29 protein-coding genes and 1 riboswitch are annotated in these 25,059 nt (G+C 66.4%); of the genes, 9 read left to right on the forward strand and 20 right to left on the reverse strand.

All coding sequences use genetic code 11. The annotated features are described in order from the left end of the window. The first annotated feature begins 45 nt into the window (after nt 1-45). Both BOO71_RS04955 and BOO71_RS04960 read left to right on the forward strand, forming a co-directional pair. The gene (locus BOO71_RS04955; RefSeq protein WP_075830857.1) at nt 46-312 is read left to right on the forward strand and encodes an AbrB/MazE/SpoVT family DNA-binding domain-containing protein; all 267 of its coding nucleotides are present in this window, start codon (nt 46-48) and stop codon (nt 310-312) included. Beyond that, entirely contained in the window at nt 312-692 is a 381-nt protein-coding gene (locus BOO71_RS04960) for a PIN domain-containing protein (RefSeq protein WP_254843024.1), read from the forward strand. The genes BOO71_RS04955 and BOO71_RS04960 overlap by 1 nt, the downstream gene beginning before the upstream one ends. Nucleotides 693-760: 68 nt before the next feature. Here BOO71_RS04960 and BOO71_RS04965 read toward each other — a convergent pair whose 3' ends face one another. Both BOO71_RS04965 and BOO71_RS04970 read right to left on the reverse strand, forming a co-directional pair. Then, nucleotides 761-1,114 (reverse strand): type II toxin-antitoxin system PemK/MazF family toxin, encoded by a 354-nt coding sequence (locus BOO71_RS04965; protein WP_075830859.1) that lies wholly within the window; start codon nt 1,112-1,114, stop codon nt 761-763. 46 nt (nt 1,115-1,160) lie between these two features. Then, entirely contained in the window at nt 1,161-1,415 is a 255-nt protein-coding gene (locus BOO71_RS04970; RefSeq protein WP_075830860.1) for a ribbon-helix-helix domain-containing protein, read from the reverse strand. A 143-nt stretch (nt 1,416-1,558) separates the two neighbouring features. Between BOO71_RS04970 and dinB the strand changes: the two genes are divergently transcribed. Further along, nucleotides 1,559-2,629 carry a DNA polymerase IV gene (gene dinB, locus BOO71_RS04975; RefSeq protein ID WP_075830861.1) on the forward strand — a complete coding sequence of 357 codons (1,071 nt, stop codon included), beginning with the start codon at nt 1,559-1,561 and terminating at the stop codon, nt 2,627-2,629. 9 nt (nt 2,630-2,638) lie between these two features. Here the strand turns inward: dinB and BOO71_RS04980 are convergent, their stop codons facing one another. From BOO71_RS04980 to BOO71_RS05010, 7 genes are all read right to left on the reverse strand, one after another. Then, nucleotides 2,639-3,646, reverse strand: coding sequence for a LacI family DNA-binding transcriptional regulator (locus BOO71_RS04980; RefSeq protein WP_075830862.1), 1,008 nt, complete (start codon nt 3,644-3,646; stop codon nt 2,639-2,641). A gap of 360 nt (nt 3,647-4,006) precedes the next feature. Further along, entirely contained in the window at nt 4,007-4,459 is a 453-nt protein-coding gene (locus BOO71_RS04985; protein WP_254843025.1) for a hypothetical protein, read from the reverse strand. 11 nt (nt 4,460-4,470) lie between these two features. Next, on the reverse strand, nt 4,471-5,643 hold the full coding sequence (locus tag BOO71_RS04990; protein ID WP_075830864.1) for a DUF1501 domain-containing protein: 1,173 nt from the start codon (nt 5,641-5,643) through the stop codon (nt 4,471-4,473). Between the two features lie 106 nt (nt 5,644-5,749). Next, complete coding sequence (locus tag BOO71_RS04995; protein ID WP_075830865.1) at nt 5,750-7,072, reverse strand: DUF1800 domain-containing protein; 1,323 nt, start codon at nt 7,070-7,072, stop codon at nt 5,750-5,752. Then, on the reverse strand, nt 7,069-7,869 hold the full coding sequence (locus tag BOO71_RS05000; protein ID WP_254843026.1) for a transcriptional regulator: 801 nt from the start codon (nt 7,867-7,869) through the stop codon (nt 7,069-7,071). Before BOO71_RS05000 ends, BOO71_RS04995 begins: the two co-directional genes overlap by 4 nt. Next, nucleotides 7,866-8,123 (reverse strand): hypothetical protein, encoded by a 258-nt coding sequence (locus BOO71_RS05005; RefSeq protein ID WP_075830867.1) that lies wholly within the window; start codon nt 8,121-8,123, stop codon nt 7,866-7,868. Before BOO71_RS05005 ends, BOO71_RS05000 begins: the two co-directional genes overlap by 4 nt. A 39-nt stretch (nt 8,124-8,162) precedes the next feature. Next, a complete protein-coding gene (locus BOO71_RS05010; protein WP_368482863.1) occupies nt 8,163-8,774 on the reverse strand; it encodes an RNA polymerase sigma factor in 612 nt (203 codons plus the stop codon). 95 nt (nt 8,775-8,869) lie between these two features. Between BOO71_RS05010 and BOO71_RS05015 the strand changes: the two genes are divergently transcribed. Continuing rightward, complete coding sequence (locus tag BOO71_RS05015) at nt 8,870-9,592, forward strand: metal-dependent transcriptional regulator (protein ID WP_075830891.1); 723 nt, start codon at nt 8,870-8,872, stop codon at nt 9,590-9,592. 132 nt (nt 9,593-9,724) lie between these two features. Here BOO71_RS05015 and BOO71_RS05020 read toward each other — a convergent pair whose 3' ends face one another. Continuing rightward, complete coding sequence (locus BOO71_RS05020; protein ID WP_075830868.1) at nt 9,725-10,741, reverse strand: alpha/beta fold hydrolase; 1,017 nt, start codon at nt 10,739-10,741, stop codon at nt 9,725-9,727. After that, nucleotides 10,738-12,099 carry an O-acetylhomoserine aminocarboxypropyltransferase/cysteine synthase family protein gene (locus BOO71_RS05025; protein ID WP_075830869.1) on the reverse strand — a complete coding sequence of 454 codons (1,362 nt, stop codon included), beginning with the start codon at nt 12,097-12,099 and terminating at the stop codon, nt 10,738-10,740. The genes BOO71_RS05020 and BOO71_RS05025 overlap by 4 nt, the downstream gene beginning before the upstream one ends. A 127-nt stretch (nt 12,100-12,226) precedes the next feature. After that, nucleotides 12,227-12,338: riboswitch (SAM riboswitch) on the reverse strand. Nucleotides 12,339-12,701: 363 nt separating this feature from the next. On the opposite strand from BOO71_RS05025, the gene BOO71_RS05030 reads away from it, so the two are divergent. Beyond that, nucleotides 12,702-14,264: a bifunctional metallophosphatase/5'-nucleotidase gene (locus BOO71_RS05030; protein ID WP_075830870.1), complete on the forward strand. Its 1,563-nt coding sequence runs from the start codon at nt 12,702-12,704 to the stop codon at nt 14,262-14,264. A gap of 104 nt (nt 14,265-14,368) precedes the next feature. Here the strand turns inward: BOO71_RS05030 and BOO71_RS05035 are convergent, their stop codons facing one another. Both BOO71_RS05035 and BOO71_RS05040 read right to left on the reverse strand, forming a co-directional pair. Then, entirely contained in the window at nt 14,369-15,268 is a 900-nt protein-coding gene (locus tag BOO71_RS05035) for a phytoene/squalene synthase family protein (protein ID WP_083653016.1), read from the reverse strand. Nucleotides 15,269-15,383: 115 nt separating this feature from the next. Next, the gene (locus tag BOO71_RS05040) at nt 15,384-16,067 is read right to left on the reverse strand and encodes a class I SAM-dependent methyltransferase (protein ID WP_075830871.1); all 684 of its coding nucleotides are present in this window, start codon (nt 16,065-16,067) and stop codon (nt 15,384-15,386) included. A gap of 87 nt (nt 16,068-16,154) precedes the next feature. On the opposite strand from BOO71_RS05040, the gene BOO71_RS05045 reads away from it, so the two are divergent. The 4 genes from BOO71_RS05045 (at nt 16,155) to BOO71_RS05060 (ending at nt 19,560) form a co-directional block, all read left to right on the forward strand. Further along, a complete protein-coding gene (locus tag BOO71_RS05045; RefSeq protein ID WP_075830872.1) occupies nt 16,155-17,135 on the forward strand; it encodes a phage holin family protein in 981 nt (326 codons plus the stop codon). After that, nucleotides 17,135-17,938, forward strand: coding sequence for a hypothetical protein (locus tag BOO71_RS05050; RefSeq protein WP_075830873.1), 804 nt, complete (start codon nt 17,135-17,137; stop codon nt 17,936-17,938). Before BOO71_RS05045 ends, BOO71_RS05050 begins: the two co-directional genes overlap by 1 nt. Nucleotides 17,939-18,034: 96 nt before the next feature. Continuing rightward, nucleotides 18,035-18,418 carry a Fur family transcriptional regulator gene (locus BOO71_RS05055; RefSeq protein WP_075830874.1) on the forward strand — a complete coding sequence of 128 codons (384 nt, stop codon included), beginning with the start codon at nt 18,035-18,037 and terminating at the stop codon, nt 18,416-18,418. Nucleotides 18,419-18,558: 140 nt separating this feature from the next. Beyond that, on the forward strand, nt 18,559-19,560 hold the full coding sequence (locus tag BOO71_RS05060; RefSeq protein ID WP_075830875.1) for a hypothetical protein: 1,002 nt from the start codon (nt 18,559-18,561) through the stop codon (nt 19,558-19,560). Here BOO71_RS05060 and dusA read toward each other — a convergent pair. The 7 genes from dusA to BOO71_RS05095 form a co-directional block, all read right to left on the reverse strand. Beyond that, entirely contained in the window at nt 19,547-20,614 is a 1,068-nt protein-coding gene (gene dusA / locus BOO71_RS05065; RefSeq protein ID WP_075830893.1) for a tRNA dihydrouridine(20/20a) synthase DusA, read from the reverse strand. The genes BOO71_RS05060 and dusA overlap by 14 nt on opposite strands. Before the next feature lie 66 nt (nt 20,615-20,680). Next, nucleotides 20,681-20,908, reverse strand: coding sequence for a hypothetical protein (locus BOO71_RS05070; RefSeq protein ID WP_075830876.1), 228 nt, complete (start codon nt 20,906-20,908; stop codon nt 20,681-20,683). Nucleotides 20,909-21,187: 279 nt separating this feature from the next. Further along, nucleotides 21,188-21,547, reverse strand: coding sequence for a DoxX family protein (locus BOO71_RS05075; protein ID WP_075830877.1), 360 nt, complete (start codon nt 21,545-21,547; stop codon nt 21,188-21,190). A gap of 254 nt (nt 21,548-21,801) precedes the next feature. After that, nucleotides 21,802-22,539 carry a ribonuclease PH gene (gene rph, locus BOO71_RS05080; protein ID WP_075830878.1) on the reverse strand — a complete coding sequence of 246 codons (738 nt, stop codon included), beginning with the start codon at nt 22,537-22,539 and terminating at the stop codon, nt 21,802-21,804. A 10-nt stretch (nt 22,540-22,549) separates the two neighbouring features. Next, nucleotides 22,550-23,356, reverse strand: coding sequence for a glutamate racemase (murI, locus tag BOO71_RS05085; RefSeq protein WP_075830879.1), 807 nt, complete (start codon nt 23,354-23,356; stop codon nt 22,550-22,552). Continuing rightward, nucleotides 23,353-23,658 carry a hypothetical protein gene (locus BOO71_RS05090; protein ID WP_254843027.1) on the reverse strand — a complete coding sequence of 102 codons (306 nt, stop codon included), beginning with the start codon at nt 23,656-23,658 and terminating at the stop codon, nt 23,353-23,355. The genes murI and BOO71_RS05090 overlap by 4 nt, the downstream gene beginning before the upstream one ends. After that, nucleotides 23,658-24,884, reverse strand: coding sequence for a PLP-dependent aminotransferase family protein (locus BOO71_RS05095; protein ID WP_439823016.1), 1,227 nt, complete (start codon nt 24,882-24,884; stop codon nt 23,658-23,660). Before BOO71_RS05095 ends, BOO71_RS05090 begins: the two co-directional genes overlap by 1 nt. Nucleotides 24,885-25,059 lie beyond the last annotated feature (175 nt).

The following is a 25,059-nucleotide window of genomic DNA, read 5'->3' on the forward strand; positions in this document are numbered from 1 at the left end:
TGGTCGGGTTACGTTCATGGCGTGCCTTGGCCTCTATTCTCAGGCATGACTTCTTCCCATGCCTATCATCTGAAAGTTCAGGCCCAGGGGCGCGTTGTTGTTCCTGGCGATGTGCGTGCCGATCTGGGCGTGCAGGAAGGCGATGATCTGATCCTCCTCAAAGACGGAACGGGGTATCGGCTGACCAGCAAACGTCAGTTGATTGATGAACTCCGGGGGAGCCTGGTGAAGACTGGGGCTGCTGCCGGACGCGACTTGACGCAGGAACTGCTGGATGACCGCCGCGCCGAGGCCGCCCGGAAGGGCTGGTAGTGCTGCTGGATGCCAGTGTGTTTCTGGCCTTTCTGACCAATGAACCGGGGACAGAGGCCGTCAGCGCTGCATTGCTCCAGTATCGGTGCGCGGTCAGCAGCGTGACCCTGACGGAAGTAGAAGGCAAACTGGTGGGGCGCGGCGAGTTCACGCCTGGGCAAGTTGCACAGCAATACACCAAACTGCTTTCGGTGGTTCGGGAGTTGCCCTTTGACGCCGCCTGCCGCGAGAAGGCCGCGTTCTATTACGCCCGCAAATCGCCGTATGACCTGAGCCTGGGCGACGCCTGTTGCCTGGGAACGGCGGAGGCGCTGGGACTGGACGTGCTGACGGCAGAACGCGGCTGGGCCGTGATTCCAGACCTGCCGTTTAAGGTGTAATTGATTCGGTAGTGCCTCTGCCCTGCGCTTCGGCTTTCGCCTGTGGTGGGGGCGGGGGGTTTGGGGAGCTATAGCGCCAGATGCAGCCGGATTCTGCTGTCCAGTTCGCGCATCAGGTCTTCGGGAACATGGCCCAGGCGCTGGCGCACACGGGTCAGGGCCACAGAGCCGATCAATTCCGTCTGTGCCTTGCTGTCCTGATTGAGTCCGGTGCGCTCGGTGGGGAGCAGCAGTTGAAAGGCGTACACGCTGCTTAAATTGCTGGTCAGCGGAATCACCGTGATCGCGTCTGCTCCGGCGTTGGCGACATTGTTGGTGATCACCACGGCGGGGCGGACAAAATCCGCTTCTGCACGGCGGGCGGGGCCAAATTCGATCAGCAGGATATCGCCGCGCCGGATCAGGTCTACAGCAGATGTCATAAACAGACCATTTTGATGACCGAGTGAAACGACAGCCTGGACAGACTTACAGCCATTCGCTGCCGTCACCCGGTTCCATCCCGTCGGTGTTGCCTTCCAGCAAGCGGACGCGTTCCGGGTCATTCTCGCGGGCCAGGGCAGCGTAGTCCTTGGCCAGTTGCTGGTCACGCAGGGCTTGCACCGCCTTCAACACCGCCTCACTGCGGCTGCTCAGGTGGTGGGCCTGCTGGTACTCCTCCAGATAGCGGGCGGCTTCCGGCGGAAGACTGATGGTCATACGCTGTGCAGAATCTGTGGTCATAGACTCATACTATCATTCATACTTATATGATGAGCGATTGGTGCTGCTTGCTCTGCTTCGGCTTTTGCCCGTGGTGGGAGCGGGCTGCGCCTGACCTTCGAGCAAAACCCGACTGGATTACGCCCCTGCCGTAACATGGGTCCATGTCCACCGCGCGCAAGATTATTCATGTGGACATGGACGCTTTTTACGCGTCAGTGGAGGGGCGGGACGACGCGCGGTTGCGGGGGCGTCCGCTGGCGGTGGCCTGGGGTGGGCGGCGCAGCGTGGTGTTGACCGCCAGTTACGAGGCGCGGCCTTACGGCGTCCGCAGCGCCATGCCGCTGTACAGGGCGCTGGAGCGCTGCCCGGACCTGCTGGTGGTGCCGCCCCGCTTCGAGGCGTACCGTGAGGTCAGCACCCAGATTCGCGCCGTGTTCGCCCGCTACACCGCCCAGATCGAGCCGCTATCACTGGACGAGGCCTACCTGGATGTCACGGTCCCCCTGCGCGGCGGCCACAGCGCCACCCGCATCGCACAGGCCATCCGCGCCGACATCCGGGCCGAGACCGGGCTGACCGCCACCGCCGGGGTCAGCGTCAACAAGTTCCTGGCCAAGCTGGCCAGCGGCATGAACAAGCCCGATGGCCTGACCGTGCTGCTGCCTGCCGACGTGGATGACTTGCTGGCCTCGCTGCCCGTCGGCGACTTTCACGGCGTCGGCCCGGCCACCGCCGCCAAGCTGGCCGCGCGGGGCATCCACACCGGGGCGGACCTGCGCGCCGCCTCGCCGGAAGCGCTCACCGCCCAGTTCGGCAAGATGGGGCAGCACTTCTGGCGCATCGCCCACGGCCTGGATGACCGCCCGGTTGACCCGGACCGCCCCCACAAGAGCATCGGCGCGGAGGAAACCTACGGCGACGATCTGCGGGGGGTGGCCCCGGTGCTGGAGCGCCTGCTCGTGCTGGCAGACGCGGTAGAGCGGCGGCTGGAGCGTGCGGGGCTGGCCGGGCGCACCGTGGTTTTAAAACTCAAGTTCAGTGACCGGGCCATCATCACCCGCCGCGTCACGCTGCCCGCCCCGGTTCATCTGGCCCCCGATCTGGCCCGCGCCGCCGCGCATTCGCTGACGCCGGAACTGCTGTCCGGGCGGGGCGTGCGGCTGGCCGGGATTACAGCATCGGGCCTGTGTGGCGTGGGGGAGAGGCCCGCGCAGCCGGGATTGTTCGACTGATTCAGTCCTTTAGGCGCTGTCCCGCACCACCAGATGCGGCTGGAAACGGCGGGCACGCGCTGGCCCCCGGTAACCTCCCAGGCGCGACAGCAGGAGCTGGGCGGCCTCGTAACCCATCGCCTCCACGGGCTGGTGCAAGGTGGTCAGGCCACGCGCGGCGGCCCACGGCTGATCGTCGAAACCGATGATGTACACGTCCTGGCCCGGCGTCAGCCCGCGCACCCGCGCCTCGTCAAGCAGCGCCCCGGCCAGCAGATCGGCAGAGGCGAACACCGTGCAGGGCAGGCCACCTTCCCTGCGCTGCACATCGTCCAGCAGCGCGGCGGCGGTGTTGCGGGCGGCCAGCGTGTCGAAACTGGCGGTGTACTCGGTCTCCACCCTGCGCCCGGCTGCGGCCAGCGCCTGATGGAAGCCGGTGCGGCGGTCCTCGAAAACATGGGTGGTGAACAACTGGTCCAGCTCGGTCTCTACCCAGATGGCGTACAGCCCCCCCGGCAACGTGGCGGCGTATTCCCCGGCCAGCACCCCCCCGGCCAGATTGTCCATGTACGAGCAGTCGGCGTCGTCGGTGTGGGCGTCCACCAGCACGGTGGGCTGCTGGGTCCGCAACCTTCGCTCGTGGAACACCTTGGTCAGGTTGTACGTGGCCATCACCAGCCCATCGGCCTGATACGCCAGCGTGTGCGAGGCCAGATAGCGCTCCAGCCGCGAGCGGTCCAGCAGCGGAAAGATGGCCACGTCGTAGCGCGCCTCCTGAAAAGCCGTTTCCAGGCCGTCCAGCAACCGGGCATAGAACTCGGTGGTCAGCACGGGCAGCAGCACGCTGATGGTGTAGCTCTTGCCCCCTGCAATGCGCCGGGCATGAGGATTGGGCGTGTAGTCGAGGTCCGCGATGGCCTTCAGCACGGTCTCGCGCGTCGTGGGCTTGACCGCCGCATGGTTGTTCAGCACCCGCGACACGGTGCCGACGCCCACGCCAGCGCGCTGGGCGACATCCTGAATAGTGGGGGTTTTCATGGTTAGGGGGCCAGGATACCCCGGAACGTGGAAGGGATTCCAAGACCCAGGGCCGCGTGCAGGGTTACCGCAAAGTCAGCGTGAAGGGGCTGGGAGTGACTGGGAGTGCGCCACACTGGAAGGCAAACCCCTCAGTCTGCTTCGCAGCCAGCTCCCCTCAAGGGGAGCCAAGAGGTACAATTCATCGTGCCACGCAGCAATCTCCTTGCCTCCCTTCTAAGGGGAGGTGGGCCGTAGGGCCGGAGGGGTTAAGCGGGCATGGCAGACTTAAAACCGGACTTGGGGACTTTGCGGTAGCCCTGGGGCCGCGTGAGGGAGGGCTGGGCTGGACCTCACGCGGCGAGGTCCGGCCTTTTCCTGTCAGCGGCCTGTTGCAGCCTTCGGCGCGTACTGCGCCACACCGCCCGCCGCCGCGAACTCGGCTTTCAGGTCGGCCAGTGGTGTAGCGGGTTTGCTTTCCGCGTCGCCGGGCAACGTGTGGGCAAAGACCTCCAGCGCGTCCGGGTAGCCGTCGCCGTCCGCGTCCCCGTCCGCTTTTAATACGGCGTACAGCACATCGGGGAACTTGCCCTGCTGGCCCGCTTCGGCGTCGGCCCTGAAGCCTGCGCGGATGGCCTCACCGAACGGGTTCCAGGGTGCGCCGCCGCCCACGTTGACGTGGCAGTACGTGCAGGCCATCACCCGGCGGTCCAGCTCCCACAGCGGATTGCCCTCGTCGTAATGAAACTGCTGGATGGCCTGAGAACGGTACTTGGGCATGGCGAGGGCGGCGGGCAGGCTCAGGATTACCAGACCCACCAGGGACGCCGCCACAATCCTGACCTTCAGGCCACCCATCCCGGTCCCGTGAAGTCGCCGCCCAGTACGCTGCGGGCGTCCAGCTTCAACCATTTTTGCAGGCCCTCGGCGTACACGCCCCGGAAATCCTGGCGGTATTTGATGTCGCCCATCGAGAGGTCTTCGAGGTCCGGGCTGCTGCCGTGAATGCCGCCACTGACGCCATTGCCCAGCGCGAACATCACGCTGCCCTGGCCGTGATCGGTCCCGGCGCTGGCGTTCTCGGCCACCCGCCGCCCGAATTCGGAAAAGCCCATCACCAGCACCTGATCGGCCAGCCCCTGCTTCTGGAGGTCCGCGTAAAAGGCGCTCAGGCCACCCGCCAGCGTGCCCAGCAACCCGTCCTGCTCGCCGCGCTGCCCGGCGTGGGTGTCGAAACTGCCCAGCGTGAGGTAGATGATGCGCTGGCCTACCCCGGCGGCGATCAGGCGGGCGGTGTCGCGCAGTTGCGCGCCGAACTTGTGGTCCGGGTAACTCGCACCTGCCTTGTACTTCTTGACGTTCTGCTGCACCCGCGCGGTGTTTTTCATCATCTGGCGGGTGGCGCGCAGCAGATAATCGGCCTCGCCCTCACGCGGCGCACCCAGCATGGCTTCAAAAGCCCCGTCCACCCCCTGCGGCAACTTGATCTGAAAACCGTCGATTCCGTCGATGCTGGGTAGGCTGAAGGCGTCGGCCTGGAGGGCGCGCGGCGTGGACGAGCCGATGTTGGAGGCGCAGAACGGATCACCGATCTTCTCGGCCATTCGCCCGATCCAGCCGTCGGCCTGTGCCTGCGTGGGATCGGCGGTGTGCCAGATCGCCATGCTGGCGAAGTGCGAGCGGTTGGGGTTGGGGTAGCCCACGTTTTCCATCCAGGCCAGCTTGCCGCCGTCCCACAGGTCCATCAGCGGCTTGAGGGAAGGGTGCATGCCCAGGTCCGGCGTCAGCGTCAGCACGTCTTTTTTGGGAATGGCGATGGTGGGCCGCGCGGCGTAGTACGCGCCGTTGCTGTAGGGAATCAGGGTGTTCAGGCCGTCGTTGCCGCCCGTCAACTGGATCACCACCAGCGTCTTGTCACCGCCCGCCTGCGCCGCTGCCCGCGCCAGAAAGCCGGGCATCCCGGTGGTGGCGGCCACCGCCAGGGCGGAAAGTTTCAGAAAATCACGTCTATTGGGCATGGGGAAGCTCCTTCGGAGGGTCTAAGGGTCAAAAGGTCTGAGGGTCACAAGGGCTAAACAGGACAGGCGGTCTGCGATCTGGCTTGCAGACCTTCAGCCCTGTCCCTCACGCCAGTTGAAATTCGGGGCTGACCAGCGCCAGATACACCCGCTGTTTGGGATTCAGACCTTTCAGGGCAGCCTGCACCGGGCTGTTCTCGCTGCCAAAGAGGGCCAGATCGCTAGGCGCGGCGTCCAGCGTGGGGGCAGTCTTGCCCAGCGAGAGGGCGGCGGCCACCTGCATGCGTGTCAGCAGGGTGGAGTCGTTGATCCACTCGCGCCCGCCGTCCCAGCCCTTGACGGTGTCGGGTTGCAGCAGGGTCTGGCCCATCTTGCCCGCCGTCTGGGACAGATTCAGCACCTGCTTGACCTCCAGCCTGGGCTGCCCCAGCGTGCGGACTGCGCCCACGATGTATTCCACCGGCCCCCGGATGATGGCCTCGCGGTTTTGCGGGGCGTAAAAGGCCGCGCTGGACAGGAGTTCCTCCAGCACCGCGCCGATGTTGCCGTTCGTGCGCTGGAAGGTCTCGGCGCTGCCCTGCACGGCCTGTTCACCGGAAACACTGGCGCTGGGCACGTCGGCCACGAAGGCGCGGTGCAACTTGCGCGACACGAAGACGGCAGTCTGCGGATGCGTGGCGGCGGTGCGGATCACGTCCTCGAAGCTCAGTTTGCCCGTCTGTCCCAGATAGGTTTTTGGGCCGTCATCGTGCTGCTTGGGGTTGTAGCTGGCCCTCACGGCTTCCAGATAGGTGTTCCGGGGGTTGCCGCGCCCACCCTCCAGGGACCAGCCGGTCAGCGCCCTCGCGCCCTCGTGGACATCCTGCTCGGTGTAATTGGGCCTGCCGGGTGCGCCTATCCCGATGGTAAACAGTTCCATCAATTCGCGGGCAAAGTTCTCGTTGGGCTTGCCCTTTCTGTTCTTGTCGTTGTCCAGGTAGTGCAGCATGGCCGGGGTCTGCGCGACGGCCAGCGTGAACCCCTCGAAGCTGGGCGCGGCGGCGTGCTTTCTCAGCAGCCCCAGGTAGGCGGCCAGGGCCGGGTGGTTCTTGACCTTCTCGGTGCCGATCACGAAGTGGTTGCTCCAGGTCAGGGCCAGCTTCTCGCGCAGCGGATTCGGGCTGTACATCAACTCAAACAGCCACGCGGCGCGCGTGAGTTGCAGCATCGCGCCGGGAGTGGCCCCGGACGAGGGATCGAAGGGGTTGCCCGGAACAGGATGAGCAGGCGCAGCACGGGCATCGAACTTCAGCGCGGCCTGGGCCACGGCACGGGCGTCCTGGCCCACCAGGGCGCGAATCTGGGCGTCGGTGGCCCCGAAGGCGGTGCGCCGCAGAAAATGTGCGGCGTCTTCGGGGCTGAGTTTTGAAGTGTAGGGGGGCAGGCTCACGGGGTCTCCTTGTGCAGAGTGGGGGTGTTCTGAGCGTTAGAGGCGTCCACCTTCAGGAAAGTTCCCAGCCCCGCCGTATCGACCCGGCTGACCCGGGCCAGCGCCTGATCCAGAACGCTTTGCGGCAGGTTGCCCACCAGCCACACGAAGCCTGTGCCCACCCGGCGCGAGGCGATGCCCGGCGCGGCGCGCACGCCTCTGGGAGAGGTGACGAGGGCAAAGACGTTCACGCCGTCGGTCAGGCTGATTTCCAGTCCGCCGTTCGGCCTGCTCTTGACTGCCGTCGGCTGCACCCCGGCGGACAGGCGCAGACCGGGCAGGGCGGCTATCAGCGCGGCGCGCAGACCCTCGGGAGCGGCGGGCACAGCAACCTGAACCCGAACTGGCGGTGCATTGACCTTCTGGAACACGGCGCGGCGGGCGGGGGTGCCGTCCGGGAAACTTTCCTGGTAGCCCAGCGGAATGTTCCACTCCTGATCGATCCACAGGGTCCAGCGCGCGGCCTGGGTGTTCTTCGGGGTCAGCTCGAAGCGGGTGGCGGGGCGGCCCGCCACGGCTTCCTGCCTTGCCCGGCTGACGCCGAAATTGCGCGCCAGCAGGCCGGGGCGAAAGGGCACACGCGGCAGCGCTTTTGCTGATTTGGTGGGCAACTCGCGTGGTGGAAACAGCACCGTGACCTCTACCACGCCGCGCGCTTCCAGCGTCTGCGCCTGCTTCAGTGCCGAGAGCAGATCGTCCATGTCGGAGGCCCCTGCCATCCCGGACAGGGCCAGAAGACCCAGAACCAGTGCCCTCACCAGCCGTCTCCCCAGGCGCTCTGGTACACCCCATACGCCGCGCTGGCGGGCAGGTCCGGCGCGGGCCGCAGCACGGTCAGCCCCGCCACTGCCGCCGCCGAGGCCAGCAGCGTACTGATCCAGCCTGCGCGGATGTTGCGTTGCCGGGTGCGTCTCTGCCGATGCCCGCTCAGAAACCGCCCGGCGGCCCCCTCGTCGGCGGGTGTCGGGGTGCGGGCCTGGGCAAACAGCGTGTCCAGATCGTGGTCATTCATGGGAAAGTCCTTTGGTTGGCACAGGGGTCTGGGAGTTGTTCACGGCACGATCCCCACTTTCGTCAGATAGTCCCGCAGCGCGGCGCGGCCCCGGTTGATGCGGCTCTTGACCGTGCCCAGTTCGGCCCCCGTGATGGCGGCGATCTCGGCGTACTCCAGACCCGACAGTTCGCGCAGCGAGACGGCCTCGCGCTGGTCTTCGGGCAGGGTTTGCAGGGCCTGGGCCAGCCGGGCGCGCAGATCGGCCTGTTCTCCGGCCTGGACGGGATTGTGGGGGGCGGTGGGTTCGGGAGTCTGGGCGAGCGAAACGGTGGGATGGCCCTTGCCTTTCAGCGCCTTATGGCAGGCATTCAGCGTGATCCGGTGCAGCCAGGTGCTGAAGGCCGCCTCCCCCCGAAACCCTTTCAGACCCTTATGGACGGCGATGAACACGTCCTGCACCACGTCGTCCGCCGCCCCTGGCCCCACCATTCCGGCAGCCAGCCGGTGAACGCCCGCCGCGTGCCGCCTCACCAGTGCCTCGAAGGCGTGGTCGTCGCGCACGGCCTGACGGACAAGCTGGAGATCGGTGGGGTGCAGCCCAGAAGATTCCGGCGCGTCCTGTGCGGACGGGCGGACGGCGAATGGGTTGGAGGCCGGGGGATCATTCAAGCTCACCTCGTACCTTAGAGGGCGCGAGATGAAAAAAAGTTCCCGGCCCTTCCCGGAGTGTGCCCGTTATGGTGCCTGCCCGTTACACTGTGGCCATGACTGCCCGCGCCCCACTCTCGCGCTCTGCCGAGGATTATCTCAAGCAGCTTTATATGCTGGGCCACTCCGACAAGGCTCCGGGCAAGGGCAGCCAGAAGTTCAGCACCCAGAAAGTCAGCACCCAGGCCCTGGCCGACGCGCTGGAAGTGGCCCCTGCCAGCGTGACCGGCATGCTCCGCAAGCTGACCGAGCAGGGGCTGGTGTCGCACGCGCCGTACCAGGGCGCGGCCCTGACCGCCGAGGGCGAGCGTGTGGCGCTGGAAGTGCTGAGGCACCACCGCCTGCTGGAACTGTTCCTGCACCGCGCCCTGGGCGTGCCGCTGGACGAGGTCCACGAGGAAGCCGAGCGGCTGGAACACGCCCTGAGCGAGCGTCTGGAGGCCCGCATTGCCGCGTGGCTGGGCGATCCCACCCACGATCCGCACGGCGACCCCATTCCCACGCTGGAGGGCGATCTGCCCGCCCGCGCCGAGCGCCGCTTGTCGCAACTGGCCGCCGGGGACAGCGGTGTGGTCGCGCGCGTGCCCGACGCCGACGCCGCCCAACTGCGTGCCCTGGTCGGCGCGGGCCTGACCCCCGGCGCGCAGGTGGTGGTGGACGCCGTTGATATCGCCCTGGGCACCCTGGGGATGAGGGTGGGCGGCAAGGCGCTGACCCTCTCGCTGAGCGTGGCCGCGCAGGTGGGTGTCCACGCCCATGCCACCGACACCGCGAAATAGAGGCGGCTGAAGAACCCGTCTTTCTGGTGTTCTGGCAGGACGCTATAGAGAACAAATAGAAGACAGAAGGCCCTTCTCAGAGAAGGCCGACACCGAGCGGGCCTGAACCGGAAAGAGGCGTTGTGACCCGCCTCAGCTTTCTGCTGCCGCGCCCCGCAAAAATGCGCCCACTCGCCCCGGTAACTCGCCCGCGTCCATCAGAAAGGCGTCGTGGCCATGGATGCTGTCCAGTTCCCAGTAGGTGGCGTTCGGCAGCGCGGCGGCCCCCGCCCGGACCTCGGCAGCCGGATACAGCACGTCGCTGGAAATGCCGATGGCGAGAACAGGCGTGCGGATCGAGGCCAGTTCGGCGTCGTTCGGCTGAAATCCGTCCATCGCGCCGGTCAGGGTCACGTAACTGCGTTCGCAGAAGCGGGCCAGCAGTTTCTCGCCCTGATACTCCAGATAAGAGGTCACGGCATGCACCCCTGGCCTGCGCTGCACGGTCTGCGTGGCGGCCAGACTCTGCGGGCTGCGGTAGGACAGCATGGCGATCTGGCGGGCCACCTTGAGGCCCTCGCCGCCGGGGGCCGCGCGGATGGCGGCGCGGGCGGCGCTGTTCAGGCCCACCGCCCACGGTGAATGGCGCACGGGCGCGCCGATCACAGCGGCCCGCATCACCAGATCGGGGCATTCTAGCAGCCACGCGTAGGCCAGCAGTCCGCCCATGCTCGCGCCGATGATCTGCACGCGCCGCACGCCCAGATGCTCCAGCAGCGCCCGTCCCACGCGGGCCATGTCCCGCAGAGAGATGGGAATGTCCCCCAGCGCTGCCGGGCCGTCCGTGCCCGCGCAGCCGCCCAGCACGTTGGCGCAGACGATGTAGTCCCGCGTGGGGTCCAGGGGCCGTCCCTCACCCAGGAAGTCCGGCCACCACTCGTGTACGGCGCTGTCGCCGGTCAGGGCGTGCAGCACCAGCGTGGCTTCTTCCCGCGCCTCGCCGTAGCTGTGGTAGGCCACCCGCACGTCGCTCAGGGGCCGCCCGCAGTCCAGCAACAGGGGAGAGGTATGGAACAGCGTGACCACCTTAACCTTCAGGTCAGTGGGGGAACATCGCTCCGATTCGGCGGGCAGGGGCGGGGCAACGGCGGTGCGGGACAGGGCGGTCACACTCCCCCAGTGACCCCAGGCTCTGCGACTCCGGGAGTCTCTGCTGTGCCTTCCACCAGAGCGGCGGCCAGCGCCTGCGCGAAGTCCTCTTTGATGTCGTCGATGTGTTCGATGCCCAGCGATACGCGCACCAGCCCCGGCGTGACGCCTGCCGCCGTCTGTGCGCCCTCGTCGAGTTGGCTGTGGGTGGTGCTGGCCGGGTGAATGACCAGGGTGCGGGTATCACCCACGTTGGCCACATGCTGCGCGAGTTGCACGCTACGGATGAACGCCTCGCCTGCCTCGCGCCCGCCGGCCAGCTCGAAGGTCAGCACACCGCCCGCGCCGCGTGGCAGGTAATGCTGGGCACGGTCAAAATGCTTGTGGTTGCTCAGGCCGGGGTAGGTCACGCGGGTCACGTCCGGGTGGCCCGCCAGCCACGTTGCCAGCGCCTGCGTGTTCTGCGCCTGCCGCTCGGCCCGCAAGGACAGGGTTTCCAGGCCCTGAATAAATTGCCACGCCTGCTGGGGGGCCAGCGTGGTCCCCAGATCGCGCAGCCCCTCGGTGCGGGCGCGCGTGATGAAGGCGACGTTGGGCAGGCCCAGCGGGTTGCCCTCGCCGAAGGTGTCCCAGAACTTCAGGCCGTGGTAGCTGGGGCTGGGTTCGGTCATCAGCGGGTAGCGCCCGTTGCCCCAGTCGAAGTTGCCGCCGTCCACGATGACCCCGCCGATGCCGTTGCCGTGCCCGCCGATCCACTTGCTGGCCGATTCGACAATGATATTCGCGCCGTGCTTCAGCGGCTGGCAGAAGTACCCGCCCGCGCCGAAGGTGTTGTCCACAAAGACGGCCACACCCTGTGCGTGGGCCACCTTCGCAATCGCCTCGAAATCAGGAATGTTCAGCGCCGGATTGCCGATGGTCTCGAAGTACACCGCGCGGGTCTTGTCGTCGATCAGGGCGGCGAATTCGTCCGGGCGCTCGTCCTTGCCCGTGAAGCGCACCTCAATGCCCAGCCGCTTGAGGGTCACGCGAAACTGGTTGACCGTGCCGCCGTACAGGTTGGGCGAGGACACGATGTTGTCCCCGGCCTGCGCCACGTTCAGGATCGCCACCAGTTGCGCGGCGTGCCCGCTGGACACCGATAAGGCCCCCACGCCGCCCTCCAGCGCCGCGATCCGTTCCTCCAGCACGGCGTTGGTGGGGTTCATGATCCGGCTGTAGATGTTGCCGAAGGCGCGCAGGCCGAACAGGTCGGCGGCGTGCTGCGGCGACTCGAACACGTAGCTGTTGGTGGGGTAGATCGGCACGGCCTGCGAACCCGTGGTGGGATCGGGCTTCTGTCCGGCATGGACTTGCAGGGTCTCAAATTTCTGGGGCATGGGCGGGCCTCCGCTGTGGGCTGGGTGGGGGCCGCCGTGATACGGCAGCGCCCCTCTCTCGAAGTAGAAGAGAAGGGGCGAATATCGTCATCCGCGTGACCTTCCCGCTCGGTCCCGCCCGCTGCGGCGCTCATCGTTGAGCCGCAAGCCGGGTGGGCTGGCCTTGGCACCGTGACGCAATGAAGTCCGGTTGCCGCGCCGTCAACGAGCCAGGTCTCTCGGGCGCTCTGAAGTGGGTGGTGCTGGGTGGTTCAGACTCCACGCGGGAGCTAGGCAGAGGTTAGCGGTCAGGGTGGGGGCGGGTCAAGGCGGGGCGGGTAGACAGGCCGGATAGGGGGGACGGGGCGAAGGCGCGCTGTTCCGCCTCGGAGGTAGACCGATGCGCTGCCGATCAGTCCATAAAAAGGGAATTTCCCCGTCTCATGCTGTCCTGGGAGAACGCACAGAGCCTTCCTGCTGCGGCACGTTGCGGCGGTGCAGGAACATAACTGCCGCTCAGGACCGCGCCGCGCTCACGCATCCTCTGCATACGTTTTCTGAGGGTGCTTGACCCGGCAGGCGGTTTCCAATCCTGATCTTTACTGGGTTAAGATAAAAGCTCTATGAAACTCACACGTTCCCTTCTGCTGAGCGCCGCCCTGCTGGGTACGGCGTCCGCCGCGCCGATCACCATCACCGTGCTGCACACCGACGATCTGCACGGCCACCTGGAACCCACCAAGATCGGTGAGGGCACGTACGGCGGCTACGCCCGCCAGACCACCCTGGTCAAGAAGTACGCCGCCGAGGACCCCAACCCCCTCGTGCTGTCCGGGGGCGATACCTTCCAGGGCACGCTGTTCTACAACGTCTACAAGGGGCTGGCCGACGTGCTGTTCATGAACTACCAGGGCTATCAGGCGATGGCCGTGGGCAACCACGAGTTCGATGACGGCCCGGCGGCGCTGGCCAAATTCGTGGACAAGGCCAACTTCCCCGTGCTGGCCACCAACATCGACGTCAGCGCCGAGCCGCTGCTCAAGGACCGCATCAAGCCCTACGCCATCCTCAACGTGGGCGGCGAGAAGGTCGGTGTGATCGGCGCGGTGACCCCCGACCTGCCGCTGATCAGCAGCCCCGGCGACAACGTCAAGATGCTGGACGTCATGAACAGCATCCAGGCCAGCGCCGACGCGCTCAAGGCACAGGGCATCAACAAGGTCTTCCTGGTCTCGCACCTGGGCTACACGCTGGAGCAGGAAGTGGCGGCCAAGGTCTCGGGCATCGACGTGATCGTCGGCGGGCACTCGCACACGCTGCTGGGAGAGTTCGACAACAAGGATTTCCCCGCCAGCGAGGGGCCGTACCCCACCGTGGTCAACAACCCCGACGGCAACAAGACCCTGCTGGTGGCCGCCTGGGAATGGGGCAAGGTGCTGGGCCGCCTTCAGGTCAAGTTCGACGACGCCGGGGCCGTGCAGTCCTGGGAGGGCAACCCGATTGTCGTGTCTGCCGATGTGCCCGAAGACGACACCGCCAAACGCATGGTCACCACCCTGACCGTGCCGATTGCCGCCCTGCGCCGTCAGGTGGTGGGCAATGCGCCCAAGGGCCTGAACGGCAGCCGCGAACTGGTCCGCCAGCGCGAGAGCGGCATGGCGAACGTGCTGGCCGACGCCTCGCTGGCCGCTGGTAAGCAGGCGGGGGCAGAACTGGCGCTGGTCAACGGCGGCAACGTGCGTGCCAGCCTCGATGCCGGCCCGGTCACCTTCGACGAGGCGATCACCGTGCAGCCCTTCGGCAACACCCTGACCATCCTGGACCTGACCGGCGCAAAGATTCGGGAGGCCCTGGAATACGGCGTCGCCACCTGGAGCGAGAATAAAGGCCAGTTCCTGCACGTCTCCAAGGGCATGAGCTACACCTTCGATCCCAGCAAGCCGGTGGGCAGCCGCGTGAGCGCCGTGACCCTGAACGGGCAGCCGCTGGATGAGGCCAAAACCTACAAGGTCGCCATCAACAACTTCACGGCAGGCGGCGGCGACGGCTTTACCTCGTTCAAGGGTGCGCCGATCCTGGAAACCGGCAAGCTGGACATCGACATTCTGGTGGATTACCTGAAGGCCAACCCCGATCTGACCGCCGAGCCGGAAGGCCGCATCGTGGTTGTGAACGGGACGAAGTAAGGCTTGATCTGAGAGATGGAGTCAAGGGAAACCCCCTCTGCCCGGTGTGGTGGAGGGGGTTTTTCGGCGTGAAGCTGAGATTTCAGTGTGGAGTCGAACTTCTCTTAGCCGCCCACCGCGCCCCGTAGTTCCCACCACGCGCGGGGCAGCATCAGCAGTTTGCGGGTGCCGCTGACATAGGCGCGGCGGTTGAAGTTGTCGTAGCCTGCGCGTTCCAGATCGTCCAGAATGCCCTCGTAGGCGCGGGCGGCGGTGGCGACGGCCAGACGGGCGCTGCCGTGCAGGCAGGGAATCCCGGCGCGGCCCTCGGCGTACCAGTTGCGGGCCAGGGCGCACAGGTGGGCCATCAGCGCGCGGTATTCAGGGGTCACCACGCCGCGTTCCAGATCGGCGGGCGTGACGCCGTACTCGCTCAGCAGGCTCTGGGGCAGGTAGACCCGCCCGCGCGTCAGGTCCTCGCCCACGTCGCGCAGGATGTTGGTCAGTTGCATGGCCTGCCCCAGCATCAGGGCGTGTTGCAGGGTTTTCTCGCCGCCGCTGAAGCCGCTGACCGGGGCGATCATGAAGCCGATGACCCCGGCCACCCGGCGGCAGTACAGCGTCAGGTCATCCATGTCGCGGTAAACGTGCCTCCCCAGGTCCATCCGCAGGCCGTCGTGCAGCTCTGCAAAGGCCGACAACGGAATCGGGTAGGTGCCGGCGGCCCAGGCCAGCGCCGCATCTACCGGATCGGGTCCGGGCCGCCCGGCGAAAGCACTCTGAATCCGGTTCCACCATGCGTCCAGCTCGGCGCTCACGCTGTCAGCGGTGGACTCGTCGGCGATGTCGTCCCCGGTGCGGCAGGCCGCGTAGACCGCCCAGACCGCCTGCCGCTGTTGCATCGGAAACAGGCGTGACCCCAGAAAAAAGGTCTTGCTGTGGTCACGCGTCACGTCCCGGCAATAGGCCACCGCCTGCACCGGGGCAGCGGGGTTGTGGGAGGAGGGCAGGGACGTCTTGATCATGGGCACAATTCCTTGTCGCAGAGTCTAGGGGGTCTGGCAGCGGCAAACCTCCCACATTCTTACAGACTCCTGGCAGATGGGCACGCGTGTGGGTGCAGAAGACGAGATCAATCCTTTACACAGCGTCCGACTCCGGCTGGTTTTTGACATAGCGCCCGAACCTGACTGCGCCGATGCCCAGGCCGTCGGTCAGGTGCATTCCGGGCAATTGCCGCCCCACCCAGGCCGGATCTGGGAAGTTCAGGCCGCCCAGCGCGGGTCTGGAGAGCAGGCTTTGCAGGGGGCCGCCCGTGCGCGGCAGGTACATCAGCCACAACTGGCCGCCGGGACGCAGCATGCGCGCCAGCTCCCGCAGGAAACGGGCCGGATCGTGGGTCTCGTTCAGCGTCGCGCCCACCGCCACACCGTCAAAACTCGCTTCCGGCAGGCCGCTGTCCTCCAGATTCAGCAGTGCCCAGTCTATCTTGCCGCTCGTTTCGCGGCGCTGGCCCTCGCGCAGCATCGGGGCGCTCAGATCGGCGGCCAGCACCCGACAGCCTGCCCCAGCCAGGATGCCCGCGTAAAAGCCCGCGCTGGTTCCGGCGTCCAGCCAGTCCTGTCCCGGTTGCGGGCTGCACAGGGAACGGAACAGCCGGGCCTCACGCTCCAGACCGAAGGGCGCGCCGCTCAGCAGACCCAGCGATTGCGCGCGCCACAGCATGTAACCGCGTGCGGTCAACTCCAGTTTGTTGCTGTGCTGAGCCAGACTCAGCTCCGGCGGGGCGGCGTGAGGGTTCAGGTTTCCTTGCATCTGGGGCATTTGCGGCACGTTAACTATTATGCTGGGCGTTATCTGGCCTGTCTGTTCACGCTGCTCGGGCGTGGGGCCGCTCCCCGGAGGGAATGCATGGAAGAACGCAAGAGTATGGGAGGGGCCATTGTCGACGTGTTCGATGCGGGCGTAACCCTCGTCAAATCCGAGATCAATGCGCTGGTCAAAAAATTCAGCGAGATCGCCAAGGCCAAGGGTCTGGGCGTCGTGCTGCTGCTGGCCGCCACCGGGCCGCTGGTGCTGGCGCTGATCTTCCTGATCCTGTTCGTCTTCTACGGCCTGATGCGGCTGGGGCTGGGGGCCTGGGCCGCCGCGCTGCTGATCGCCGTGTTCAGCTTCGTGGTCACGGGCGTGATGGTCCTGCTGGGTATTCGCAAGCTGGGCGCGGAAGTGGAAATCGACGAACCCCGTGCCAAAAGTCTTTCCTCCATGAGCGAGGACGAGCGCTTGGAAGCCAACTATCAGGCCGAACAGGCCGAGAAGGCTGCGAAGGAACGCCGTGCAGCGCAGGCCACTGCGGCTCAGGGCATTGCGGCTCAGGGCATTGCGGCTCAGCCAGCCCCGGTGCAGTCCAGTGCAGTGCAGGCCAGCAGCAGCAGCGCTGGCCTGGGCGCATCCGTGCAACACACCGCCGGGAATCAGCAGGCGCAGGTGGGCGCACCGGATCTGGCCAAAGACCAGGATTCGCGCCAGCCCGCCAGCCGGACCTCGGTGGAAGTGCCCCGCGATCCGGGTCTGTATGCTGGCGGCGAGAACCGCTACGTGGGTGGAAATGGCCAGCAGGCCACTGTGCGCGTGGAGGGCGGCACCTCCACCGTGCCGGTCTATGAAAGCGAGCCGGACGGTTCCGCAAAAATGTACGGCGGCTCCCTGAACGAGAAGCTGGACAAGGGCGAGGTGCCCAGCGCCAGCCACGCCGAGACTGGCGCGCACGGCGGCAAGAAGCACGATCCCCGCTTGCAGGAACCCGTCGTGCTGAGCGACGCTCCCGGCATCCCGGTCAGCACCGATCCCACCTACAAAGACGACATCAAAAAGGGCGGAGGTGAATACTGATGGCCGACTCCAATTCCACCTCTGGTCTGACGGAGCGCGAGGCCGCCCGTGAACGCCTGAAAGTCAGTCTGGACGTGCTGGCCGAGCGCGCCAACCTTCAGGTGCAGATGCAGAAGGAGCCGGTCAAGATGCTGGGCGGCGCGTCTGCCGTGGGCGCGGTTCTGGGTCTGCTGATCGGCACGCAGTTCAAGCGGACCAAGAAGATTTATGTGGACGCCGAAAGTCCCGTCAAGTACCAGAAAGAACTGGTCAAGGCCCAGAAATCCCAGCGGGGCGGCGGAGGCGTGGGCGGCGCATTGCTGGCCACCCTGGGCACGCTGGCGGTCAAGACCCTGTCGGACCGCGTGCTGACCCCCAAGCTGGAAGAAATCGCCAACAACATGCTGGAAAAATCCGGCGAGGCTCCCAGCCCCAAAGCTGCTCAGCCCAGGCCGCTGGACCGTTCGGCAGCTTCAACCAGACCCTCGCTGAGCAAGAGCGAGGCTCCTGTGGCGTCGGCTGGCAGTGGCCCCAGACCGATGGGCACGGCATCTACCGGTTCCGCGTCTGCCACTTCCGCAACCACCAGTCCCAGCGCCACCGCCTCTTTCCTGAAGCCCAGCGCCCCCACCGGGCAGGCCCAGAGCTTCAACGATCAGGCCGAGAGCCACAATGTTCAGGCAGGGGCCGAGGGCAGCGCGCCCCCCATCGCCGCCAGCCACGATCATCCCGGCGTGGTCCCCATTCCCAGAAGCGTGGTGGAGGCCAAAGCCCAGGGCAGCGCCATCGCCCCCGACGAGAAGGGCAACCCCAACCTGCGCTGAGTTCATCCGCCTACAGAAGTCTCCCTAGTGCAGCCCGCCGCGCAATGGTGGGCTGCTTTTTGATCTCTGCTGGCCCGGTCTGCTAGCCTCGGTGCCATGACCGCCACCCGCAGCACCCGCCAGCGCGACGTGATCGCCCAGGTCCTGGGCCGTGCAACGGGGCCGCTGGCCGTGCCCGAGATCCTGGGACTGGCCCAGAGTGACCTGCCGGGCCTGGGCATCGCCACGGTGTACCGCACCCTGAAACTGCTGACCGAGCAGGGCCAGATCCACCCGGTCACGCTGGACGGCGAGACCCGCTACGAGGCGGCGGGCAAGGGCCATCACCATCATTTTTCCTGCACCCGCTGCGGGCGCGTGTTCACGCTGCACACCTGCCCTGTCACGCTGCCCAGTGGCACGGTCTACCCCGGCGGCTTCGTGGTGGAGGCGCACGAGGTCACCCTCTACGGCCAGTGCCCGGAGTGCGCGGCGAACTGAACTGACCACCAGACACAGCAGCGTCTAAAAATAGCGGCGTCTGAAATAACGGTGTCTGGCACAATGCCCGGCTGTCATGCCCCCATCAGGTGTTTGCCCGGTCAGAAATTCCGGTTATGATTTAAAATTAAGGAGCCTTCATGCCCAGAGTTCTGTTGCCCGCCGCCCTCGTCTTGACCGCCGTCCTCAGTGCCTGTGGTGGGGGTGATCTGACGCCCACCGCCGCCACCCTCGAACTCATGGGGGGCACGTCCCTGGCCATTGGCGCACCAGCCCAGCTCAGCGCCGTGCTGCGCGACGCCAACGGTCAGGCCCTGCCGACGCAGGTGACCTATACCTCCAGCCAGCCCGGTGTCATCGGGGTGGACGCTCCGGGCAACCTGACGGTCAAGCGGCTCACCGCCACCGACAGTCCGGTACAAATCACGGCCAGCGCGGGCGGCAAGACGGCGACGCTGGCGGTTTCCACCTATGGTCTGGAACTGGCGGTGGGCACCTACGTGTGGAATCTCCAACCCTTCGGGGCCGCGCCGGGACGCTTCATCGCGGTGCGCTACCGCCCGGAAAGCGGCGAGACACAGGCCTCGACCTTCACGGTGACGGCCCCCGGCAATGAAAGCCTGAGCTGCGAGCTGTCCCCGAAGAATGTCAACAACTGGTGCTGGTGGGCGCTGCCCGACGCCACCAAATACCCGGCTGGAGAGTACCGCGCGGGCCTGATCCAGAACGGTCTGGTCTACGCGACCACGGCGACCCTGCCCAAACCCGGCGCGACCCTCGGTTTCGTGGACGGGGGCGCAGCGACGATCAACCAGCGTGCGGTCACGTTCGGGGGCAAGCTGCCTGCCGATGCGAAGTGGCTCTACTCCTACGTGGCCAACAGCCGGGTCGAGACCTCGTCCCTGACCAGCCGCCAGACCGCCGTTCTTCGCGGTCAGGCGGAACAGCCCGAGGACCCGCTGGCCGTCTCGGTGTATTCCACGGCGCTGCCGACCACGCTGAACGTGGGGAGTGCGGTGACCGCTGGCTCCTACGACACCTGGATCACGGCCATGTCCGGCGACCTCAGCAGTTTTGCCGAGGTGTTGCCCGAGCAGTTCAACGTTTCGGCCACGTTCGGCGGGAAAGTCACCCTGAAATAGCGTCGGCAGGGGGCTGAAGCTCCTGCCCTCGCAGCGTATTTGGTTGGGCGTCCAGCACGCCCTCCGGCACGCCTGCCAGAGCCTCGCGCACCACTTCCAGGCCCGCGCCCAGCCTGTGTCCCCGCTCGCTGAGGGTGCGTTTCCAGTGGCGCGCCCCAGGCTGCCCCGCGAACAGCCCCAGCGTGTGCCTCATCATGCGGTTGAGGGGCTGCCCGGCCTGCAACTCGGCGGCCACGAAGGGCAGAAACGCCTCTATCGCCTCGCGGCGGGTGGGCGGCGTCAGCTCGTCTCCAAACACATCCTGATCTGCCGTTGCCAGCAGGTACGGCGTCCCATACGCCGCCCGTCCGATCATCGCGCCGTCGGCCCAGGCCAGGGCGTCCTGCGCGTCTTCCAGCGTCAGCAGGCCGCCGTTCAGCACGATGGTCAGGTCTGGGAAATCCACCTTGAGTTGCCGCACCACGTCGTGGCGCAGTGGCGGAATCTCGCGGTTTTCTCTGGGTGACAGGCCCGACAGCCACGCCTTGCGCGCGTGGACGATAAAGGTTTCGCAACCCGCCGCCGCCACCGTCCGAACAAAACCCTGAAGGTGTTCATAGCTGTCCAGATCGTCGATGCCGATGCGGTGCTTGACGGTCACGGGCAGGGGGGTTGCGCCGCACATGGCTTCCACGGCGCGGGCGACCACGTCCGGCGAGGCCATCAGGCACGCGCCGAAAGAGCCGCTACTCACGCGGTCCGACGGGCAGCCGCAGTTCAGGTTGATCTCGTCGTAGCCGTAGCCCGTGGCGATGTGGGCGCATTCGGCCAGCGCCGCCGCGTCGCTGCCGCCCAGTTGCAAGGCCACCGGATGTTCGGCCTCCCCGAACGACAGGTGCCGCTCACGGTCCCCGTGCAGGATCGCGCCCGTGGTGATCATCTCGGTATACAGCAGCGTGCGGCGCGTCAGCGTGCGGTGGAAGGCCCGGCAGTGGCGGTCCGTCCAGTCCATCATCGGGGCGACGGACAGGGTGTGGGGGGGCAGGGGTTGACGGGGCAGGGCAGAGGCGGGCATGCAGGGGGAATTGTAAAGGGAGGCGCGTGGGGCAAAAGTGCCCACGCGCCTCCCCGTTGTCAGGGGCTACAGTTCCCGTCCCGTTCCTGTATCCGCATCGAATGTCGTGCCCGAATTGTCGGTGTCCTTGGGATGATCCGGCACCGCCTTGGGGGAAGGGCGCTCGCGGCCAATGGGCGTATCGGTCATGCCCGTCTCGGACTCGTCGTAGTAGCCACTGCGGTCACTCATGCCGTTGCCCAGATCGTCGGGCAGGCCGCCCTGCCGGTCATCGTCATTCGGAGTCTTGGTCATACGGCAGTGTAGGCATGAGGGCGCGCGGCGTGGAAAGGCGGGCCTTTACGCACACTTGCGGCAAGGCCCGCCCGACTGGCGCGCTCATACGGATTCCGTCTGTTCCATGCGGAAATCGGGACAGCGCCGATTCCCGCACTCCACGCCTGGAACCCGTTTTTCTCCTGCTCACTGTCTTGTCCAGAGCAGCGCCCATGACTGGTACAGCTCGCAGAGAGGACGCTTGGACGCTCGTTCGGATTTCCAAGTGTTTCTAACACCTTTCAATCGGAGTCCGTATCAGTCCTGCCCGGTCACATAGATCAGCGCGCCGAACAGCGCCAGATTCTTCAGGAACTGCGTCTGCTGCTGCTCGCGCTCCTTGCCGTTCTTGTCCCAGAAGGGATGGCCGATGACGGTGGTGGGCACCAGGCTGGCGGCCAGTGCAGTACCGGCCAGACGCGGCAGCAGCCCCAGCGCCAGCAGCGCGCCCGCGCCCACCATCACGCCGCTGTTGATCTGGACGGCCACTTCGGGCTGCGGGATTTCTGCGCCCCGCGCGGCACGCACGATGGGTTCAGGGTTTTGCAGATGGTCCAGACCGTTCTTGATAAAGATGCTGGCAAGCAGCGCCCGCCCGATAAATTTCGCTACGCTCATGGTGATCCTCCTTGGGAATAGGCGGAGTTTAGCGCAGGGGGCCGGGGAGAGGCGGGGGCGACGTGAAGACAGGGTTGAGGTTCTACTGACGGCAGTTTGGCTGGGTGGCCCCCACGGCTTAACCCCTCTGCTCCGTAGCTCTGCGAGTCCACCCCCTGCGGGCACCTCCCCTCAGAAGGGAGGCAGGAGTTGTGGAATTGCCCAGCCAGAAGTGCCTTCTCGGCTTCTCTTGAGGGGAGCTGAGGGGGTTTCTTCTACGCCAACTGCCGCCCCAGCTCGCGCAGCACGCCCTGCACGGCTTCGGTCCCCGCGTTCAGCAGGGCCATGTATTCGGGCACAGTCAGCGGGCCATCCTCCGCGCCGCCCTGGGCCTCGATGATCAGTCCGGCGTCGGTGGCGACGATGTTCAGGTCTGCCCGCGCGGTGCTGTCCTCGGCGTAATCGAGATCGACGCGCAATTCCGCGCCCACGTAGCCCACGCTGATCGCGCCGACGCTGTGCAGCAGGGGCCACTCGCTGAGGGTGCCGCCCTTGACCAGTCGGTCACAGAAGTCGTGCAGGGCCGCGTGCGCCGCCAGGATGCTCGCCACGCGCGTGCCACCGTCGGCCACCAGCACGTCGCAGTCCACGTAGATGGTCTGGTTTTTAAAGGGACGCAGGTCCATGCTGGCGCGCAGGGCACGGCCCAGCAGGCGCTGGATCTCGTGCCGCCGCCCGTTTTGCAGGCCACGCTCGCGCGGCGTCCGGTCATGCGTGGCGCGCGGCAACATGGCGTACTCGGCGGTCAGCCAGCCCTCCTTCTTGCCGCGCATGTGCGGGGCGGGTTTGTCTTCCAGCGTCACGGTGGCCAGAATCTCGGTGCGCCCCAGCGTCAGGTGCGCGCTGCCCGGCGCATACGGGTTGACGCCGCGCCGCACGGTCAGGGGGCGGGGTTGGAGGAGGTCACGCCCCTCGCGGACGGGCACTTTATGGGAACCAGAGGGAGACGACATGGCCCGCAGCTTATCCCCCGGCTGCCGCCAGATGCAGAGGTTCGGTCTGGCCTGTGCTGAGGGCCGCGAAGACGGGGCGGGCGGCCTCCACATCCCCGGTCACGAAATAGGACGCTTTGCCCTGTTGATGATGGTCATTCAGCAGCCCCGCAGTCTCCAGCACGTTGCGCGTGTGCCGCGCCACCGCCGCGCCGCTGTCCAGCAGGGCGAAGGTATCGCCGAATTCGGCCCGGATGCTGCCTGCCAGAAACGGGTAGTGCGTGCAGCCCAGCACCAGTTGGTCCGCGCCTGCCTCTGCCAGCGGCGTAAGCGTTTCGCGCAGCACTTCGCGGGTGCGTTCGGCGTTTGCCTGCCCCGCCTCCACCAGCGGCACCAGTTCCGCGCTCACGGCAGTCAGCACTCGCACGCCTGCCGGACCCGCAAAGGTGTGGATCACGTCCTGAAGCAGCGTGCCGCGCAGTGTGCCGGGGGTGGCGAGAACGCCCACCACGCCCGTTTTCGTGGCCGCCACAGCAGGCTTCAGCGCAGGCACCAGCCCGATGATCGGCATCTCGAAACGGGCGCGCAGATGTTCCAGGCTGAATGCCGAGGCCGTATTACACGCCACCACCACGGCCTTGACCCCTCGTGCGTGCAGTTCTGCGACAGCCCGGTTCGTCAATTCGCGGATTTCCTCGCCGGGCCGCGCGCCGTAAGGGATGTGCGCGGTGTCGGCCAGATAGATAAAATCCTCGTGGGGGAGCAGTTGGCGCAGTTCAGCCAGCACGCTCAGACCGCCCACGCCGCTGTCGAAGACTCCGATGGGGGCGCGATTCATCCGGGCGACTGATCCTGACGGTCCAGGCTTTCAATCGCGGCCACGGCCACCGCCGCCACCTGAATCAGTTCCTGGCGGTACTCCGCGAGGGTGCGCGGGCCGCGCTGGGCCGCCCGTTTGTCGTAGGTGGGAAACAGCGTCTCGAACACGGCCTGATTCGCCTCGCCCACTTCCTCGGCCAGCACCATCAGCCAGGTGGAAGGATCGTGGTCCTGCTGACCCCACTTCGCGTTCTGCCGCTGACGTTCGGCCAGAATCTCGGCCAGGACGCCCGCCGTTGCTCCGGTCATCAATTCAGACATCAGTCCAGCGCCTCGCGGATCGTCTCGCCCAGCGCTTTTATGCCGCGTTCAATCTGCTCCGGCGTGGCGTTGCTGTAGCTCAGGCGCAGGGTGTTCTCGCCGCCGCCCAGGGCAAAGAACGGGTTGCCGGGCACGTAAGCCACGTTGCGGGTCAGGGCGCGCACGAGCATCTTCGTGCTGTCAATCTGCCCCGGCAGCGTGATCCACAGGAACATGCCGCCCTCGGGCCGGGTGAAGTCCACACCGCCAGGGAACTCCTCCTCGATGTGCCCCAGCATCAGGGCAGCGCGTTCGCCGTATGCCTTCCTGACCCTCTCGATCTGGCGGGGCAGCACCTCGTCCAGCAGCTCGGTCACGATCATCTGGTTCAGGGTGGGCGTGTGCAAATCCGCCCCCTGCTTGGCCTGAATCAGCTTGGAAATGATTGGCGCGGCGGCCTGCACCCAGGCGTCGCGCAGGCCCGGCACCAGGGTCTTGGAAAAGCTGGAGCAGTAGATGACATGGTTTGCATTCACGTCCCCGGCGTACTCCAGCCCCAGTTCGTACAGGCTGGGTGCGGCCTCGCCCGTGAAGCGCAACTGGCCGTAGGGATCGTCCTCGATGACCAGCACGCCGTACTGCCCGGTCAGTTCCACCAGACGGCGGCGGCGCTCGGCGCTCAGCGTGCGCCCGGTGGGGTTCTGGAAATTGGGCACGGCGTACAGCAACTTGGCCGGAGTCGTCCTGAGAATGGCTTCCAGCGCGTCCAGGTCGATACCGCCGTCATCCGTGGGCATCTGAACATAGCTGGGACCGTAGGGTTGGAAGGATTGCAGCGCGCCCAGATAGGTGGGGGCTTCCACCAGTACGGTGTCGCCCTCTGAAATCAAGATTTTGCCAAGCAAATCCAGGCCCTGCTGGCTGCCCGTCACGATCTGCACGTTGGCGGCGGGAATCCCGGCCCTGTTTCCGATCCATTCCCGCAGCGGCGGGTGGCCCTCGGTGGTGCTGTATTGCAGGGCGGCGGGGCCGTAGCGGTCCAGCGCGGCGTTGGTGGCCTGCCGCACTTCCTCCAGTGGGAACAGTTCCGGCGCGGGCAACCCCCCGGCAAAGCTGATGATGTCCGGTTGCTGCGTGATCTTCAGAATCTCGCGGATGGCGCTGGCGTTCATGCGCCGGGCGCGGTCAGACAGCAGGGCCGTGAAGTCGGGTGCCTTGAATTGGGCAGCAGGGCGGGCTGGGGTCATGGGGTTCATGGTACGCCGGGGCCGGGGCGGCAGGCTCGAAAGCCCCGGCAAGCTGTCAGAGGGGCGGTCTGCCCGGTGGTCTCCTCATTCTTCGGCAGGTGAGAAGGGAAAAAGATTCTGAGCCAGACCTCTTTTCCCACAGTTCCCAATCCACAGTCCACAACCCACAGCCCAC

The sequence above is a fragment of the Deinococcus marmoris genome, from assembly GCF_001949125.1.
Classification (GTDB): domain Bacteria; phylum Deinococcota; class Deinococci; order Deinococcales; family Deinococcaceae; genus Deinococcus; species Deinococcus marmoris_A.